Genomic DNA, 14,851 nt, shown 5'->3' with positions numbered 1-14,851 from the left:
GTTCAGTCTTCATATGCAATTAAGCAAGAAGACGAGTCCGCATTTTTTCTAGCTTGTTAAGCGCAGAATCATCTATCACTTGGTCGCCTGCACGAATAACAACACCAGCAATAAGCTCTGGTTTAACTTCTACAGAAACATTTACCGCAGCTTCGAATTTTTTCTCTAAAGCATGTGCAAGTAGTTGTTCTTGTACAGAAGTCAATGGGAATGCAGATTCAATGACTACATCCACAGTATTGTTATTCTGTGATTTGAGCTGCTCGTATTCAGCAGAAATTTCAGGAAGAAGCGCCAAACGGTTGTTTTCAGCAAGCAATGTCAAAAAGTTTGACACTGCTGCAGTTTGGTCTTCGCCTAATACTCTTGCAAAAAGACTTACCTGCTCAGCAGGAGTAAGCTCAGGGCGAGTTAAGAAAGCTGAAAATGCTTCGTCTTGCACCGCAGCACTGAGCAAGTTCAATGCAGATGACCAAGAGTCAGTTGCATTTTGCTCAGAAGCGTAAGCAAATGCTGCTTTAGCGTACGGGCGTGCCAACGTCAAGAGTTCAGCCATAATCCGCCTCTCTTAAAGTTTAGCAGCCAGCTGAGTCAGCATGGCATTGTGAGCTTCAGCATCAACTTTTTGGCTAAGAATTTTCTCAGCACCTGTTACTGCAAGATCAGCAACTTGTTGACGTAATTCTTCACGAGCAGAATTGATTTCTGTATCAACAGCTTCTTTTGCTTGTTGACGAATACGCTCACCTTCAGCTGACGCTTGAGTACGAGCTTCTTCTACCAATTGTGCACCGCGACGGTTCGCTTGTTCGATCAATTGAGCCGCTTGCGCTTTCGCTGCATCTAATTCAGCTTTCACTTGAGCTTGCGCATCCGCAAGATCAGCTTTTGCTTTTTCAGCAGCGTTTAAGCCATCAGCGATTTTACGCTGACGCTCACTAATCGCATTGATTAGTGGTGGCCATACAAATTTCATGCAGAATGCGACAAACATCGCAAATGCAATCGCTTGGCCAATCAATGTGAGGTTGATATTCATTGCTATTCCTCAATAGTTTAATTTAGGAATTAAGCTGATTAACCTACAAATGGATTAGCAAAGATGAAGAACAAGCCAATACCAACACCGATCATAGGCACAGCATCAAGAAGACCCGCGATTAAGAACATACGAGTTTGAAGTTGTGGAGCCAATTCTGGTTGACGTGCAACAGCTTCAAGGAAGCGACCGCCTAAAAGACCAAAACCAATCGCAGTACCTAAAGCACCAAAAGCGATCAAGATAGCAGATGCAATTGCAACTAGACCTAAAGTGAGTTCCATGATAATTCCTCAGAGGTTAGGTTTATACCAAATTAAATTAAAAAATTATGCGCCCAACCATCCAGTGATAGTTGGGCATTACCATTAATGCTTTTCGCTTGCCATGCTCAAGTATACGATAGTCAGCATCATAAAGATGAATGCTTGTAGCGTGATAACAAGAATGTGGAAGATCGCCCAAGGCACAGACAACGCCCATTGGATCCAGAACGGTAATAATGCGATAAGGATGAAGATTAACTCACCTGCATACATATTACCGAAAAGTCGTAGAGCCAATGAAACTGGACGTGCAAGGAATGTTACTAATTCAAGAATTAAGTTCACTGGAATCAATAACGCTTTTGCAACTGGGTTACTTGGGTTAAATGGGTTAAGTGCTAATTCGCCAACGAAACCACCAATCCCCTTTTCGCGAATACTGTAGAACAAGATCAGTACAAATACAGATAAAGACATACCTAGGGTAATGTTTGGATCTGTAGAAGGTACAACCTTGAAGTAAACGTGATGAGGATCCATACCAAATACACTTGCACCAATCAGTTGAGCTGTATACGGAATAAAGTCAACTGGGATTAAGTCCATTGCGTTCATGAGGAAAATCCACACGAAAATGGTCAATGCAAGTGGCGCAATTAAGCGTGATTTGCCATGGAAAGTGTCGCGAACACTTGAGTCCACAAACTCAATGATCATTTCAATTGCAGACTGGAACTTGGTTGGAACACCAGAGTTTGCAGCTTTCGCTACGCACCAGAACAACAAACAGAAAATCACACCAAGAGTGATAGACCAACCCATTGAATCCAAGTGAATAGCAGTGAACCCCATCTGTTGAGCTTCTTCAGCAGTCTCAGCCAACTTCCATGAACCGTCTGGCATTTTGCCATACGTCATATTCGTCAAGTGATGCTTGATATACTCGGTCGAAGTAAGGGCATGTTCTTCAGCAGCCATAAATCACACCTGGTCAATGTCAAATACAAATAGAGAGAACGAACATCGCGTGCTGCTTGATATCTCGTTCATCTCCTAAAAAACTTTTCAATTTTTTGTAGTGCTTATTAAACTCGTTTTTGTTGACGCGACACCCAAAATGGAGCAACCCACGTCATGGTTTGAACGAGCATAAAACCACAAAACAACGCCACCGCTGACAACGGTTTGACATTGCTTAAAATTAAAATGAAACCAACAATCACAATTGCAAACTTACCCATCATGCCTTTATACATGTTCGCAAGAACTTGTTTAGAAGCGCGAGCTCCTGCTGCTCGAAACGACTGCCATGAAAAATAGCAAGTCGCAAGCCAACACACGAGCGCACCTAATGCTGCACTCAGGGCTGCAGTTGAGTCTTTTACGACCCAGCCGATCAAGGCTGAAACAGGAATCATACATGCTTGTAAGAGGACTAAAGCTTTCGCTAATCGTCGGTCAATCAAGCGACTAGTTCGGCTCATTATTTATTCACTCACAACAATCATGCTTGACAAGTTTAGCTGATGATTATTTTTAATCGCAGGCATTATAGAGTTACACCCCTGAACATGCAATCTTTTCCCGACCTAAGTCGAGTTTTTTTCTATGTTTAAATTGCTTTTAAACTAATCAATTATTGTTCAATTTTTGCGTTACTTTCGCGCATTTAGCACACATTTATGCACATGATCAGCCAATTGCTTCCATGCGCTGACAAAATCTCCTGCCCCAGTCATGCTTTCATCAACGGCTTGGAAAACCAATGGGTTCAACTTTTGATATTGTGCTTGACTGGCATGCACTTCAGCCAAAAGGCACATCTTTGAATAAGGGCGGCTGTCATTTAAGTATTTGATTTGCGCAACCGTAGGCGCAATATGTGGATCATCTGTCAATGCGCCTGCAAAGCGTAAGTTTAAAGGTCGCTCCATGTATTGATAGGCATCATGAAAAGACCAATATGGGCGAGCTTGGGTACTTTGACTATATATAGCTGAGGCTTGCAACATTTTCTGAGCAAAGATTTTGGCATTGTTCCAGTAGCGCTCCTTATACTCAGGCATCTGCTGTGAACGCAGGCCTGCAATAAAGAAACCGATACGTACCGCATTGTTTGGGTCAAGCCAAACATGGGTATCGATGGTATTTTTTAAGGCATCACCACGGGTATTTCGTAGTGGTAAGGCATTAATAATGCCTGAATCTAAAATAGAAACTGCTTTATCATTGGGGGTCAGGAGTTTATCCAGCGGTGCTTCATGTGCTCGTCCCAACCAAACAACCAAACCTGCATCCTGAATGATTTTACGATGCATTGGGGTCAAACTCACATCATGTCCAGATTGATCGGCTAACAATAAGGTTGGTTTTTCAATGCCTTTAGTCACTTCCTGTGCAATCAAGTAAATCGGCTGTGTAGAAACAACCAAGTCTTGCGTCCAAGCAACACTACTAAACAGCGCAAACGCAAAAAAAGCCAAGAAACGGGACATGGGGAGCAATCACTAGAAATACAATTAGTGTTATAATATAACAAATCGACAAAAATACCTATGCCTAATCGAAACTCTCTGCGCTTCATGTTAAGATTTAATGTCGTTTTTCTTTTATAAATTTTGCACTTGAGGTTTGTTATGAGCGCTTGTTCTCACGAACACCACCATGCTTTACATGATGTGCATGGTCATCACAACGTTGAGACGCGTTTGGCTGAAGCAGAAGTCTTGTGCGCAGCAACTGGTGCGCGCTTAACCCCCTTAAGAAAAGAAGTTTTGGCACTGATCCTAAATGCGACAGGCCCGATGGGTGCATATGATTTGTTGGCTAAAATTAAAAGCAATGCCGACCGCCCTGCTGCCCCACCGACGGTGTACCGCACCTTAGACTTTTTATTAGAAAAAGGCCTCATTCACCGACTCACCTCGATTAATGCCTATATTCCGTGTTGCCATCCCCGTGAAGGCCATCAAGCTGCCTTTCTCATTTGCACTGATTGCAAATCAGTGACAGAGGCCTCTGCACAAGGATTATTACAACAACTCGATGCACTTTCCGCAGCCGATGGTTTTACGGCACAACATAGCATTATCGAAATTTCAGGAATTTGTCAGCAGTGTCGCCACAAATAAGCCTCGATCCTGTTCTGGTCGAACTCTCCCAAATTAGTGTTCGTATCGATGAACGCGACATTTTAAAGCATGTCGATTTTGTCTTACATGAACGGGAAATTGTGACCCTGATCGGCCCAAATGGTGCGGGAAAATCCACGCTCATTAAAGTGCTGTTGGGTATTGTGCATCCTAATGCTGGCAAAATTAAAACGACAAAGCCACTCAAATTTTCTTATGTACCCCAAAAATTTAATCCCTCACATAGCCTACCGCTTAGGGTGAAAGACCTTTTGGCTTTGGAAAAATGTGATCCTGTAATCAAGCAAGAAATTATCCATGATACTGGGATCAGCAAACTTGAAAATTCCAAAGTACAGCAGCTTTCAGGTGGGGAACGACAACGCGTTTTACTGGCTCGTGCACTGTTACGTCAACCCGATATTTTGGTTCTCGATGAACCGATGCAGGGCTTAGACATTCAGTCTGAGGCTGAGCTGTACGACTATGTGCGCAGTTTACCCGCCAAATATGGTTGTGCTGTGCTCATGGTTTCACATGATTTGCAGTGGGTCATGCAAGGAACTCATCGTGTGGTGTGTTTGAATAAACACATTTGTTGTAGCGGCCTGCCTGAAAACGTGCAACAACACCCTGAGTATCAAGCTATTTTTGGTACCAACCGCGTGTTCTATCAACATCATCATGATCACTGTGCACATGGTGATAGTGCAATGCCTTGTCAGCATGACGCTCGCCCACACATTCACCCCGAACCGGAAGCTTAAGTCATGATGGAATGGTTACAACTGCTGTTGCCTGCATGGATTATGGGCACGCTTCTGGTCTTTTTAACTGCGCCACTGGGCTGTTTGATGCTATGGCGCCGCATGTCATTCTTTGCCGATACCATGGCGCATGGCACGTTACTGGGTGTCGCGATTGCAGGAGCAATGGCATTGCCTCTGTGGATGGGTGTGGCTTTTATTGCGGGGTTGTTGGTGGCGATCCTTTGGGTTTTGCATGATCCACGGTTACCGAATGACGCCTTACTCGCACTCTGTTCTGCGACCTTGCTCTGCTCGGGTCTGATGTTTATTCAACATATTCCAAGTTTAAGACCTGAGCTACTCAGCTATTTATTTGGTGATTTGCTCACGATCACATGGGCAGACCTGCCCGTTTTTGCCACTGTTATTGTTGTTGCATTGGCAGTGCTTTATAAAAGTTGGCAAGCTCAAATTCAAATCGCGATCGATCCTGATATGGCCGTCAGTGAAGGTGTCAGTGCGAAATGGCAACGTTTGATTTTTATGTTGCTACTGGCTTTATTTACCATTTTAGCGCTTCGTGCAGTGGGTTCTTTACTGATGGGTGCCTTGCTTGTCATTCCAGCACTTACCGCTCGACTGCTTGCCCACTCTCCAAAACAAATGGTGATTTGGGCCTTTGTGATTGCGCAAATTGGGGTGACGGTTGGTTTATGGTCCAGTGCAGGACTGAATACCTCTACAGGACTCAGCATTGTTTTAACCATGTCGATTTTGTTTGCGTTGATTTTTATCGCGCAGAAGTTTAAAAAACTGACATAACTAAATGAGCCATAAACGTTATTTTATCAGCGCATGCCTACTCGGACAAAAAGTTCGTTATGACGGCAAAGACTCCTTAGTCTCTCAGTTAGTTGAAGCCTTGCTCGATAAAAATTATGTCAGCTTATGTCCTGAAGTCAGTGCAGGACTTCCAACCCCGCGTCCCGCAGCAGAAATTCGCCACGGGTCAGGTACTGATGTTTTATTAGGCCACGCACAGGTTTTTTCCTCAGATGGTCATCAGATTAGCGATGTCTTTATTCAAGGTGCTTACAAAGCTTTAGCACTAGCACAAGCCAATCACGTTACCCATGCTGTACTCAAAGCCAATAGTCCATCCTGTGGCAGTGATGGCATCTATGATGGCTCATTTACTGGACAAAAAATTGCAGGGGAAGGAATCACTGCCGCCCTATTTCGTCAGCACGGTATACATGTGGTTACCGAACAACAGTTTTTAGCAGAATTGACGCGAACTAAACTTACTGATGAACCAAACTAAGCAATCCCGCCGCACAACTAAATAACACCGCAAAAGTACGATTGAGATATTTTTGCTGTCGCGGTGATGTTAAGAGTTTTAAAACTTTCGCTGCTAACCCCGTATATCCTGCCATCACAATCAAATCAATCGTAACCATCGTGACGGCCATCACCGCATATTGACTCCACTGCGGTTTAGACAAATCCAAAAATTGCGGTAAAACAGCCAATAAAAATACGATTGCTTTGGGATTGCTCATATTGATCAAAAAGCCATACATCACCAATTTAGAGCGCGATTTATTCGGTTGTTCTTGTTGAATTTCAATCGATTGGATGGGTGCCATCCATTGTAAATAAGCCAAATACAATAAATAAGCCACACCAAACCACTTCACAGCCCAAAATGCCCAAGGCGTTGTCGCAAAGAGCACCCCTACCCCAGCCGCCACAATACCGATTTGTACCAACAAGGCGAGTTGTAAACCCAGCGCATTCCAATAACCATGCCGAAAACCATAGTTAAGGCCACTCGACATTGACGCAATGGCCCCTGCCCCTGGAGAAATACTAATGATCCAACATGCGAGTACAAAGCCAAGCCAAATTTGAAATGACATAGTGGTATTGAGAAAAAATGACCTTTAGATTATATGATCTTTCATACTTTTAGGGTTTATTATTCATCAATGAATTTATCACTTAAGGCTATGAAGCAGAAACTGCATAAGGCACAATAAGTACAGCCAATAGAAATAACAATTTTTTTAGGAGCCATGAATGACCGCCCAATCTGTAATTCTACCATTACCTTCAGATCATGCCCGTTTTATTGTTTTACGTTTAAAAGATTTAAGTATTGAAGAACTTAAAGAAAAATTAGAAGATTTATTTTCAACTCGTGATCGTCTTATTACCCAACATCCACATGCGCAAATTAAAACAGCGGTTGCTTTTGGCCCTGAACTTTGGGCACAACTTCATCCTACAGCGCCTGTAGGGTTTAAACAGCTAGAGCCCATTTATGGCTCTTTCAATATGCCTGTTTCACCTGCGGATGTTTTAATTCATATTGCGTCTCAGCGTACCGATATTTGTTTTGCCCTTAGCCAATCCTTCTTTGAAGGCATCCAAGATAAAGTTGATGTTTTAGATGAACGAGTCTGTTTCCGCAATTTTGATGGTCGAGATTTGACTGGTTTTATTGATGGTACTGAAAACCCGCAGTTTCCTGATGATCGTGCTGCAACGACCTTATTAAGTGAAGATGCAGGAGTATTCGCAGATGGCTCTTTTATCTTTGCACAGCGCTATTGTCATGATTTGGAAAAGTGGAAAAAATTAAAAGTTGATGCTCAAGAGCAAGTCTTTGGAAGGACAAAACTTGAAAGTATTGAACTAGATGATGACGTTAAGCCTGAAAATTCTCACGTTGCACGTGTCGTGGTTGAAGATGATGAAGGCCAAGAAATGGAAATCCTACGTCACTCGCTTCCTTATGGCGATGGTAAAGGTGAGCAAGGTTTATTTTTTATTGCCTATACGAAAGATTTAAACATTATTGATGCGATGTTACTGCGTATGTTCGGCACCAGTGGTGATGGAATCCATGATCGTATGCTTCATTTTGTGGCTCCTGTGGACGGTGCTTATTATTTTGCGCCGAGCGAGGAATTGCTGGAAGCAGTGTTGCAAGGGTGATTTTTAAATGCTTAACTATAGTAAGGGTCTACTGTAGTTAAGCTAATCTTTTACAATTCGGCTTTCCATACGCTATTTTTCATCAACTTCCCATCTTTAATATGTAATGCAATATTATATTGAGCAGCCCCACCACTACTTAATGAGTTGATTATGTATAAATCATTGTTTTTCTGATAAATCTGAAAATCAGCAAGTTCATTCTTACTACTGAGCCCATCTTTTGGAAAAAAATAATTTTCCAATTGATCTGAATTAATAATAATTTTTTGATCTTGGATCTTAACTACAATTCTGTTCAACTGAAGAAAATTTACAGTAGGGAGGTCACCATCCGTACCATAAAAAGCCTTCCCTTTATACAAACTATATAACTCGCTCCCCTTTAGGCTTTTGGAATAATTTTTTGAATTCAAATCCGCATCCTTCGATGAGATCTCAACTGTATATAAAGAATTCCTATATAAAGCAGTTTTAACATCATATTTTTTTAATTTTATTTTGCTATAACCATCAAATCTATTAATTCTATTATTATAAATATAACCATTCACACCAGACGATGAGTTAATAAAACAAAAATTATTCACAATATCATCCACACATGAAACTATTTCTCCATTCTTCTGTTTAGATATAACCTTAGAACTCAAATCTGCCGATTCACGAACATTAACATAGCCATCTTTATCTTGAATCAATCCAAAATCAGCATAAATACAACTACTAATCGTCATTAAAAAAGGGAAAAATATGTAATTCATTTTATTTTTTCTCATTTAGGGTAAGTTCCTTTTTTATCGCGAATGTATTTAATTTTTATATTAGGATATTGACGCTGAAAGTTTATGATTTTTTCTGCCAAATTTTCAACATCCTTATTCTGCGCACGAGTACAACCCATTGTAACGCGCCAGCCCTGCTTTTCAGCGTAAGGATCTTTTAAGCCAGAACCTCCTCCATGAACCCAACGAGCCCTTGTATCAGTACTACGAATTTTTGTAGTTCCATATGCTGCCCCCAATTGACTTGTCCTAGTGCCACCAGAAATAATTGTATAAAATCCAGTGAACGTCCCATCGGCATTACTTTTAGCTTTACTAGACACTCTACTTCCTGATTTGAAGCTAAAAAGCTTGTTACCTAAATGATCATAGAAAACAGTATATCCTTCTTTGGGCTCTTCAAATGGGCCATAATCCATATCTTGAAATGTATAAATAACAGCCATCCCATCAGATATTTTCACTTTCACATCCTTTGTATTCCCATTCAATTGCGTTTTATTTTTATCAATTTTTGGAGGCTCTTTTACCTTTTGATTATTAACCGCTTCTTTTGCTACTGGAGTACTCAACTCAATCATATTATTAAATTGTTGAGCACTGTTACTAATACTACCCGTCGGCTTCGCTGTGTGATTTTTCGAAAACTCAAGAATATCTAAATTTAAATTACCTAAACCAATATTGTTAAAAATTTGGTTTAAAGCACTATTAGATGGTTTGTGCCTCAAGTATTTATTTATCTTTAGCTTCTTCCCAACTGCAATATTATTTATGTTACTTATCTTATTATCTTTTGCTATTTTCTCTATAGTAGTGCCGAATTTTTTAGCAATTCCTGCTAAGGTGTCACCCGATTTCACACTATAGCTTTCACTCACACCAAAAAATAGAACCTGACCAACCTTTATCTTGTTCTTATCTTGAATATTATTATCTTCTATAATTCTATTTACAGTTGTAGCATTAGATTTAGCAATTTTTTCTAGAGTATCCCCTTTTTTTACAACGTATCCTGCTGTAGAACTAGTATGTATTAAATCTTTGTAATTATCAGGAAGTATAATAGTAATTATTTCATCACCAATTCTTGAAAGTATAGATTTAGACTCTCCTTTTGAATTTGTTTTCCCAAAAATAACATTTATTTCTGTTTCATTACCCCTATCCATTGATAAATGTGAAGGCTTTTCATTACTCGAATTTTTAACAGTTGCCAAAATATAATTTTTATTCTCAACATCTGAACCATTATTATCCGTTAGTTTAATTTTGGTTTCTACCTTTTGCTTCAGTAGAGCTGTTAATAATACTAATTTCTGTTTGAAAATTCTTTCATACGCTCTAATTGCATCCTTCCTCCATTTGAAATTATATGCTCGCTGCTTACCACGATCATCATTATAATATCCCGGACCATCATGATGAAGCATATATATTAATTGCCAGTACTTCTCATCACTAGGCTTAAACCCCCAATTAATAGCCAGCTCTTTATTAAATAAAAATGCAACCAAAACACCATATGATCCGATAGTTGCATCAAAAACATTGTTTCCTCTCATATCAATGTCTACACCAATCAGCTCTTTAGCTCTTTTTCTAAATGCATTTGCTGTATCCTTTGTATATTGTGCAAGTCCTGCGGCACTGGTGGTTCCAGCCGCTGCATCTGGATTAAAGCCAGATTCTGCTAAACAAATTAATAAAGTATAAGCCGTTTCCTTATAATCAAGGTTATACCTCGAACATAGCGAAATAATAATGTCGACTATATTCTTAAAGTTAACCTCTTCAATATCACCATATATTCTAGAATTTCCTTTATTTTTTTTATTGGTTGGTATAGGAATACTGATCAAAGAGTAATCTACAATTTGCTCATCTGTATAAGCATAACCTTTTTTTGGACGCAATATCTCATATATATTAGACATTATTCTTCCCCATAAACTGCATTAGCAGATATAACTTTTATTCTTTTTATTTTCATATTATCTATAATTTTTTTAGCGTCTTTTTTTGGAGTAACAACTCCATTTAAATTTAAAACAACTGGTTTTCTAAATTCATTAACCTCTTCAACAGTCATTGCATTGACGTTATTTGAGATACCTTGATTTATGACAACAAAACTATTTCCTTCATGCTCTATACATGAAAAACTAATAGGGCTTAAATACCCTTCTTCTAAGATTATTTTTTCCTTATTATTTATTTTATCTATTATTGGTAAGTTAATTACGGTTTTTTCATCAATTAACAATTTACTACTTTTACATTGTCTAACGATTCCTCCACTACCTCTATCAACAAGTCCCTCCTCAGAATCATAACAACTCGAAAGAATTTTAATTCTTTTCTTTCCACATTTTATTTCTTTTGATTCATATTCTTTATAATTTAAACTCCCCCCATCTGATAAATCAGAAGAGTTACACCCATAAACCACTATAGATATCAAGAAAATAACCAAAAAATTATTCTTCATTTATTTCACCATTATCTTCATCAATTAGCGGAAAATCTATATGATTAAGCTGTTCATACTCATACGTTGTTTGTGGTTGGAACCAAATGTCTTGGGTTACTTCTTCAATAATTTCCAAATTCAAATCTTCATCACTTGATGAGGAATATCCAGTTACTGTCATACCATTATCGTCTGTCACTCCTAAAATTTTTTGTCCAGATGGTAAGGTTAATTTATATTTTTGTCCTTTTACTGGATTATTTTGCTGATCCCTAACAAGAAAATTTCCATAAAACATACTTGGTAATTCAGGAACCTCATAAGATACTTTTGCCCCACCCACAAAGCTATGCTGACCCGCCTTACTTTCAAACTTTCCACCTGTTGTCGTAAAAATCCCATCCCCATTAATTTTGAGCTGTGAACCACCAGCAGTCAGTACAATTTCCTTCGGACTGGTTATTTCTATTTTATCTTCAGTTGAAATCAGCTTAATCACCTTACGCGCAATCGCTTCTATCGCATCATCTTGCGCCTGTAATTCAACTTTTCCTTTTGCAGCAAACGCCTTTAGCCCTTTTTGTGCAGCAAATAAGCTCACCTTATCCTGTGCATGCGCAATAATATTCTTCTGGGCACTTAAGTTAATGGACCCCTGTGCGCTTTCAGCGATGTCTTGCGAAGCCTGTAAAACAATATCTTCAGGCGTCGTTAAGGCAATACCATTGGGGGAAGCCAACAGCATTAAAGCCTGACGAAAGATTTTCGCTTGAGCTTGTTTCTGAGTATCCTGCGTTTGCTCTGCCTCTTGAGCATATGTCTCCATAAAACCTTGCATGGAGCCCAATGCCTGCATGGGATGAACATTCAGTTTGCTGCCTTTATTAAAGCTTCCACAAGCACTGGTCAGGTCAAAGTCTTTCATCTCGACATTAGCAATCACTTTGCCTACATCTTTTAAAGCGGCGAATGGATCCGCATTCAATTTTTCTTTCACGCCTTGCAACTGACTTTTCAAAGCATCTGTGCCATGTTCTTCGAGGTTATCAATAAAGGCTTTTAAATTTTCTATTGAAGCCTCTGCATCCCGAAAATAATCTTTAAATTCATTGATCAAATTGTCTGTGTCTTGACCAAATTTTTGAATATCCTCAATAAAGCCACCACACGTTTTTAATGCCGAAATCGGATCCTGACTGACTGCGGTTTTAAATAAACCAACGGTTGCTTGGAGTGCTTGATTGGCCCCTTTTAACTCTAGAGACTGAATCAATTTAGGCAAACGATTAACCACATTCAGTGCATCAGTCTGTTGTTTAACAGCCAAAGTACTCAGCATGTACATACTGTCATGACCTTGCTGTAAGATAGACTGGGCTTCTGACGCAGCCAAATGATCTGCGACCGCCTGATCCTGTGCATAGGTACTAATCAAGAGGCCTTTGCCTGCACGCATGGCCCCCCATTGATCCGTTCTTAACTCAAACCCCTCACCACGCCCGTCACTATTTTCAGTTGCTTTTGGATGACTGAGGTTACCGAGATTGAGTTGACTCGCTCCATGACTGCTGTGTAGCTGCACACTAATTTGCCCTGTCGTATCATCAAAACGCAATTGGTTAAAGCCTTGCCCTGCAACCTCTTGTGAACGAATCCCACTGAGTTTTTTTGTCGCAGGTAATGTCCCTTTCACATCAAACATGGTTTGGTGGCGCTCGGCTTCATGAATTCGCCCTACGACAAAGGGTCGATCGACATCCCCCTCAAAAAAGTCGATGACCACAATTTCTCCAACACGCGGATGAAAACGTGCGCCATACCCCTCACCCGCCCATGGGGTCAATACATCGACCCAAGCCGAGTCCGTGTCATTGTCATTTGCACCCGCACCACCATCATGAGCATGGTCATCACTACGCGTAAACATAAAGCGAACTTTAATCCGTCCCCAAGCATCCACATAAATTTCTTCCCCTTCAGGCCCGACGACTTTGGCCCGTAAAGGATGGGCTGCTGGACGGTGTATCCACGCTTGATATTCAGGAACAATTTTGACCTCACGACGTACGACAAAGAGTTCATTGGCTTGTCGTTCCTCACTCAGACCTTGCCAGCGACTTTCTTTTAGTAATAAATTGATTTGCTGTAATAACTCTTTGGGTAAATTATTTTGGTTATAAAAAACTTTGCCTAAAATGAGAAATTCACGCTCTGCGGACACATGCTGGTCTATTTCAGGATGATCCACCATTTCAAACCAATAACCAACTTGTGCATCTCGAACGCTACTTTTTGCTGTGAAATATTTGGCCTGAAGCTCGTGATATTGGCTCAGTTGTTGGTTGAGACGATCTAGTTGACTGCTATTGGCAGACGTGGCCTGATCCTCACCTTGTAGATCAGCCGTCCATGCTGGACTGACACACCAGACTTGTTCCAGACCCAAACTTTCATTGTCTTGTTGATCACTGTGCTGATGTGCACTCAATACAGCCTGACTCTGATCTTGAGCTAAATGTTGCGCTTGCCAACGCTGCGCCTGTACCGTGGTGGATTGTAAGTGACGTTCAGCAATAAAACTGGTGATGCTATCAAAAGGCTCAGTGGCATGGCTGCGGTGGAAACGAATCGTACGGCGGCCCAGTGCTGTAAAAGCTTGATTATCATCAATCAAACGAAGTTGCTGTGACTGAATCGGTTCGGATGAACTGAGCACCATCGGAGCTTGTTCATCAATCAACCAATTAATCCCTTCACTCCGCCATAGTCGAGTGAGAAACTCAGCGTCGGTTTCATTAGACTGCATGACAAAGGGTCGTACATCATAATCACGACTCAAACCCTCTAAGTTCAGGCTTAAGCTGGCTGCAAATAGCGTGCTGTGACATTGCCATTCGCTAAACAGAATTTCAGTAATTTCACGAACACTTTTGCTCATAAACACACGACTGTTTCTGCGCTTATGCCACAGCGCTGTTGCATCTTCAATCGTCAGTTTATAAACAGTTAACGCGCCATCACTTTGCCCCTGACTGGCACTGGTAATCACCCCCGTCAGACGAGAAAGCTGCCCCACATCCGTGACCTGATCAACCGCGACTCGCCCACCAATGAACTGTTTTAAAGGCAAATAAGCATTGGTCGATAAACATAGGATTTCAGCTTTTAGGCCCTGATTAATGCGATGTTCACCCTCAATCCGCTGAATAAACACCTGTGTGTTCAAAGCCGGATTGGAAAAATGAATATGCAGAGCACGTTTTTGCGAGCCAAACCCAAAGGATTCCAGCATTTTATAAATAGAATTGAACATGATCATTATGAAGTTATTGGTTTTTATACTTGTGCGCGGAGTGTACAAAATGTCTTTTTTTTAATCTAGTAAAATAATGTTAATGAAGA

16 protein-coding genes are annotated in these 14,851 nt (G+C 40.5%); 5 read left to right on the top strand and 11 right to left on the bottom strand.

Annotated features, from left to right (window positions below):
• Positions 1–19: 19 nt before the first annotated feature.
• The 6 genes from GVX98_RS00745 to GVX98_RS00720 all read right to left on the bottom strand — a co-directional run bounded on the left by GVX98_RS00745 (position 20) and on the right by GVX98_RS00720 (position 3,800).
• The gene (locus GVX98_RS00745) at positions 20–556 is read right to left on the bottom strand and encodes a F0F1 ATP synthase subunit delta (RefSeq protein ID WP_159127000.1); all 537 of its coding nucleotides are present in this window, start codon (positions 554–556) and stop codon (positions 20–22) included.
• 12 nt (positions 557–568) lie between these two features.
• Positions 569–1,039 (bottom strand): F0F1 ATP synthase subunit B, encoded by a 471-nt coding sequence (locus GVX98_RS00740; RefSeq protein ID WP_004684420.1) that lies wholly within the window; start codon positions 1,037–1,039, stop codon positions 569–571.
• Between the two features lie 38 nt (positions 1,040–1,077).
• Positions 1,078–1,323, bottom strand: coding sequence for a F0F1 ATP synthase subunit C (atpE, locus tag GVX98_RS00735; protein WP_000424060.1), 246 nt, complete (start codon positions 1,321–1,323; stop codon positions 1,078–1,080).
• An 84-nt stretch (positions 1,324–1,407) separates the two neighbouring features.
• Entirely contained in the window at positions 1,408–2,283 is an 876-nt protein-coding gene (gene atpB, locus GVX98_RS00730; RefSeq protein WP_004684418.1) for a F0F1 ATP synthase subunit A, read from the bottom strand.
• 107 nt (positions 2,284–2,390) lie between these two features.
• Positions 2,391–2,789 carry an ATP synthase subunit I gene (locus GVX98_RS00725; RefSeq protein WP_004684416.1) on the bottom strand — a complete coding sequence of 133 codons (399 nt, stop codon included), beginning with the start codon at positions 2,787–2,789 and terminating at the stop codon, positions 2,391–2,393.
• Between the two features lie 171 nt (positions 2,790–2,960).
• Positions 2,961–3,800, bottom strand: coding sequence for a metal ABC transporter solute-binding protein, Zn/Mn family (locus GVX98_RS00720; protein ID WP_159126999.1), 840 nt, complete (start codon positions 3,798–3,800; stop codon positions 2,961–2,963).
• A 141-nt stretch (positions 3,801–3,941) separates the two neighbouring features.
• Here GVX98_RS00720 and GVX98_RS00715 point away from each other — a divergent pair, with 141 nt between their 5' ends.
• From GVX98_RS00715 to GVX98_RS00700, 4 genes are read left to right on the top strand one after another with little or no spacing between them, the layout of a single operon-like run.
• Complete coding sequence (locus tag GVX98_RS00715; RefSeq protein WP_058868677.1) at positions 3,942–4,436, top strand: transcriptional repressor; 495 nt, start codon at positions 3,942–3,944, stop codon at positions 4,434–4,436.
• Positions 4,421–5,203 carry a zinc ABC transporter ATP-binding protein ZnuC gene (gene znuC / locus GVX98_RS00710; RefSeq protein WP_159126998.1) on the top strand — a complete coding sequence of 261 codons (783 nt, stop codon included), beginning with the start codon at positions 4,421–4,423 and terminating at the stop codon, positions 5,201–5,203. The genes GVX98_RS00715 and znuC overlap by 16 nt, the downstream gene beginning before the upstream one ends.
• Before the next feature lie 3 nt (positions 5,204–5,206).
• Positions 5,207–6,007, top strand: a complete 801-nt coding sequence (gene znuB / locus GVX98_RS00705) for a zinc ABC transporter permease subunit ZnuB (RefSeq protein ID WP_004984031.1) — start codon at positions 5,207–5,209, stop codon at positions 6,005–6,007.
• A gap of 4 nt (positions 6,008–6,011) precedes the next feature.
• On the top strand, positions 6,012–6,509 hold the full coding sequence (locus tag GVX98_RS00700; RefSeq protein ID WP_159126997.1) for a DUF523 domain-containing protein: 498 nt from the start codon (positions 6,012–6,014) through the stop codon (positions 6,507–6,509).
• Here the strand turns inward: GVX98_RS00700 and GVX98_RS00695 are convergent.
• A complete protein-coding gene (locus GVX98_RS00695; protein WP_004984028.1) occupies positions 6,490–7,110 on the bottom strand; it encodes a LysE family transporter in 621 nt (206 codons plus the stop codon). The two genes, GVX98_RS00700 and GVX98_RS00695, sit on opposite strands and share 20 nt — an antisense overlap.
• A 160-nt stretch (positions 7,111–7,270) precedes the next feature.
• Between GVX98_RS00695 and GVX98_RS00690 the strand changes: the two genes are divergently transcribed.
• A complete protein-coding gene (locus tag GVX98_RS00690) occupies positions 7,271–8,191 on the top strand; it encodes a Dyp-type peroxidase (RefSeq protein WP_159126996.1) in 921 nt (306 codons plus the stop codon).
• A 50-nt stretch (positions 8,192–8,241) separates the two neighbouring features.
• Here the strand turns inward: GVX98_RS00690 and GVX98_RS00685 are convergent, their stop codons facing one another.
• The 4 genes from GVX98_RS00685 to tssI are packed head-to-tail and all read right to left on the bottom strand — an operon-like array spanning position 8,242 to position 14,762.
• Entirely contained in the window at positions 8,242–8,970 is a 729-nt protein-coding gene (locus tag GVX98_RS00685; RefSeq protein WP_004984024.1) for an SH3 domain-containing protein, read from the bottom strand.
• Positions 8,967–10,913: a LysM peptidoglycan-binding domain-containing protein gene (locus GVX98_RS00680; protein ID WP_159126995.1), complete on the bottom strand. Its 1,947-nt coding sequence runs from the start codon at positions 10,911–10,913 to the stop codon at positions 8,967–8,969. Before GVX98_RS00680 ends, GVX98_RS00685 begins: the two co-directional genes overlap by 4 nt.
• Complete coding sequence (locus GVX98_RS00675; protein WP_159126994.1) at positions 10,913–11,467, bottom strand: hypothetical protein; 555 nt, start codon at positions 11,465–11,467, stop codon at positions 10,913–10,915. The genes GVX98_RS00680 and GVX98_RS00675 overlap by 1 nt, the downstream gene beginning before the upstream one ends.
• Positions 11,457–14,762: a type VI secretion system Vgr family protein gene (gene tssI / locus GVX98_RS00670; RefSeq protein ID WP_159126993.1), complete on the bottom strand. Its 3,306-nt coding sequence runs from the start codon at positions 14,760–14,762 to the stop codon at positions 11,457–11,459. Before tssI ends, GVX98_RS00675 begins: the two co-directional genes overlap by 11 nt.
• Positions 14,763–14,851 lie beyond the last annotated feature (89 nt).

The sequence above is a fragment of the Acinetobacter sp. 8I-beige genome (assembly GCF_902505955.1).
In the GTDB taxonomy this organism is placed as follows: Bacteria; Pseudomonadota; Gammaproteobacteria; order Pseudomonadales; family Moraxellaceae; genus Acinetobacter; species Acinetobacter johnsonii.
This window is presented reverse-complemented; position numbering and strand designations above follow the sequence as displayed.

Bases quoted from the DNA above. Each gene is read 5' to 3' on its own strand.
- GVX98_RS00715 (WP_058868677.1), top strand. From the start codon at position 3,942: ATGAGCGCTTGTTCTCACGAACACCACCATGCTTTACATGATGTGCAT.
- GVX98_RS00695 (WP_004984028.1), bottom strand. From the start codon at position 7,110: ATGTCATTTCAAATTTGGCTTGGCTTTGTACTCGCATGTTGGATCATT.
- atpB (WP_004684418.1), bottom strand. From the start codon at position 2,283: ATGGCTGCTGAAGAACATGCCCTTACTTCGACCGAGTATATCAAGCAT.
- GVX98_RS00740 (WP_004684420.1), bottom strand. From the start codon at position 1,039: ATGAATATCAACCTCACATTGATTGGCCAAGCGATTGCATTTGCGATG.
- tssI (WP_159126993.1), bottom strand. From the start codon at position 14,762: ATGTTCAATTCTATTTATAAAATGCTGGAATCCTTTGGGTTTGGCTCG.
- GVX98_RS00690 (WP_159126996.1), top strand. From the start codon at position 7,271: ATGACCGCCCAATCTGTAATTCTACCATTACCTTCAGATCATGCCCGT.
- GVX98_RS00680 (WP_159126995.1), bottom strand. From the start codon at position 10,913: ATGTCTAATATATATGAGATATTGCGTCCAAAAAAAGGTTATGCTTAT.
- GVX98_RS00685 (WP_004984024.1), bottom strand. From the start codon at position 8,970: ATGAGAAAAAATAAAATGAATTACATATTTTTCCCTTTTTTAATGACG.
- GVX98_RS00745 (WP_159127000.1), bottom strand. From the start codon at position 556: ATGGCTGAACTCTTGACGTTGGCACGCCCGTACGCTAAAGCAGCATTT.
- GVX98_RS00725 (WP_004684416.1), bottom strand. From the start codon at position 2,789: ATGAGCCGAACTAGTCGCTTGATTGACCGACGATTAGCGAAAGCTTTA.
- GVX98_RS00675 (WP_159126994.1), bottom strand. From the start codon at position 11,467: ATGAAGAATAATTTTTTGGTTATTTTCTTGATATCTATAGTGGTTTAT.
- atpE (WP_000424060.1), bottom strand. From the start codon at position 1,323: ATGGAACTCACTTTAGGTCTAGTTGCAATTGCATCTGCTATCTTGATC.
- GVX98_RS00700 (WP_159126997.1), top strand. From the start codon at position 6,012: ATGAGCCATAAACGTTATTTTATCAGCGCATGCCTACTCGGACAAAAA.
- znuB (WP_004984031.1), top strand. From the start codon at position 5,207: ATGATGGAATGGTTACAACTGCTGTTGCCTGCATGGATTATGGGCACG.
- GVX98_RS00720 (WP_159126999.1), bottom strand. From the start codon at position 3,800: ATGTCCCGTTTCTTGGCTTTTTTTGCGTTTGCGCTGTTTAGTAGTGTT.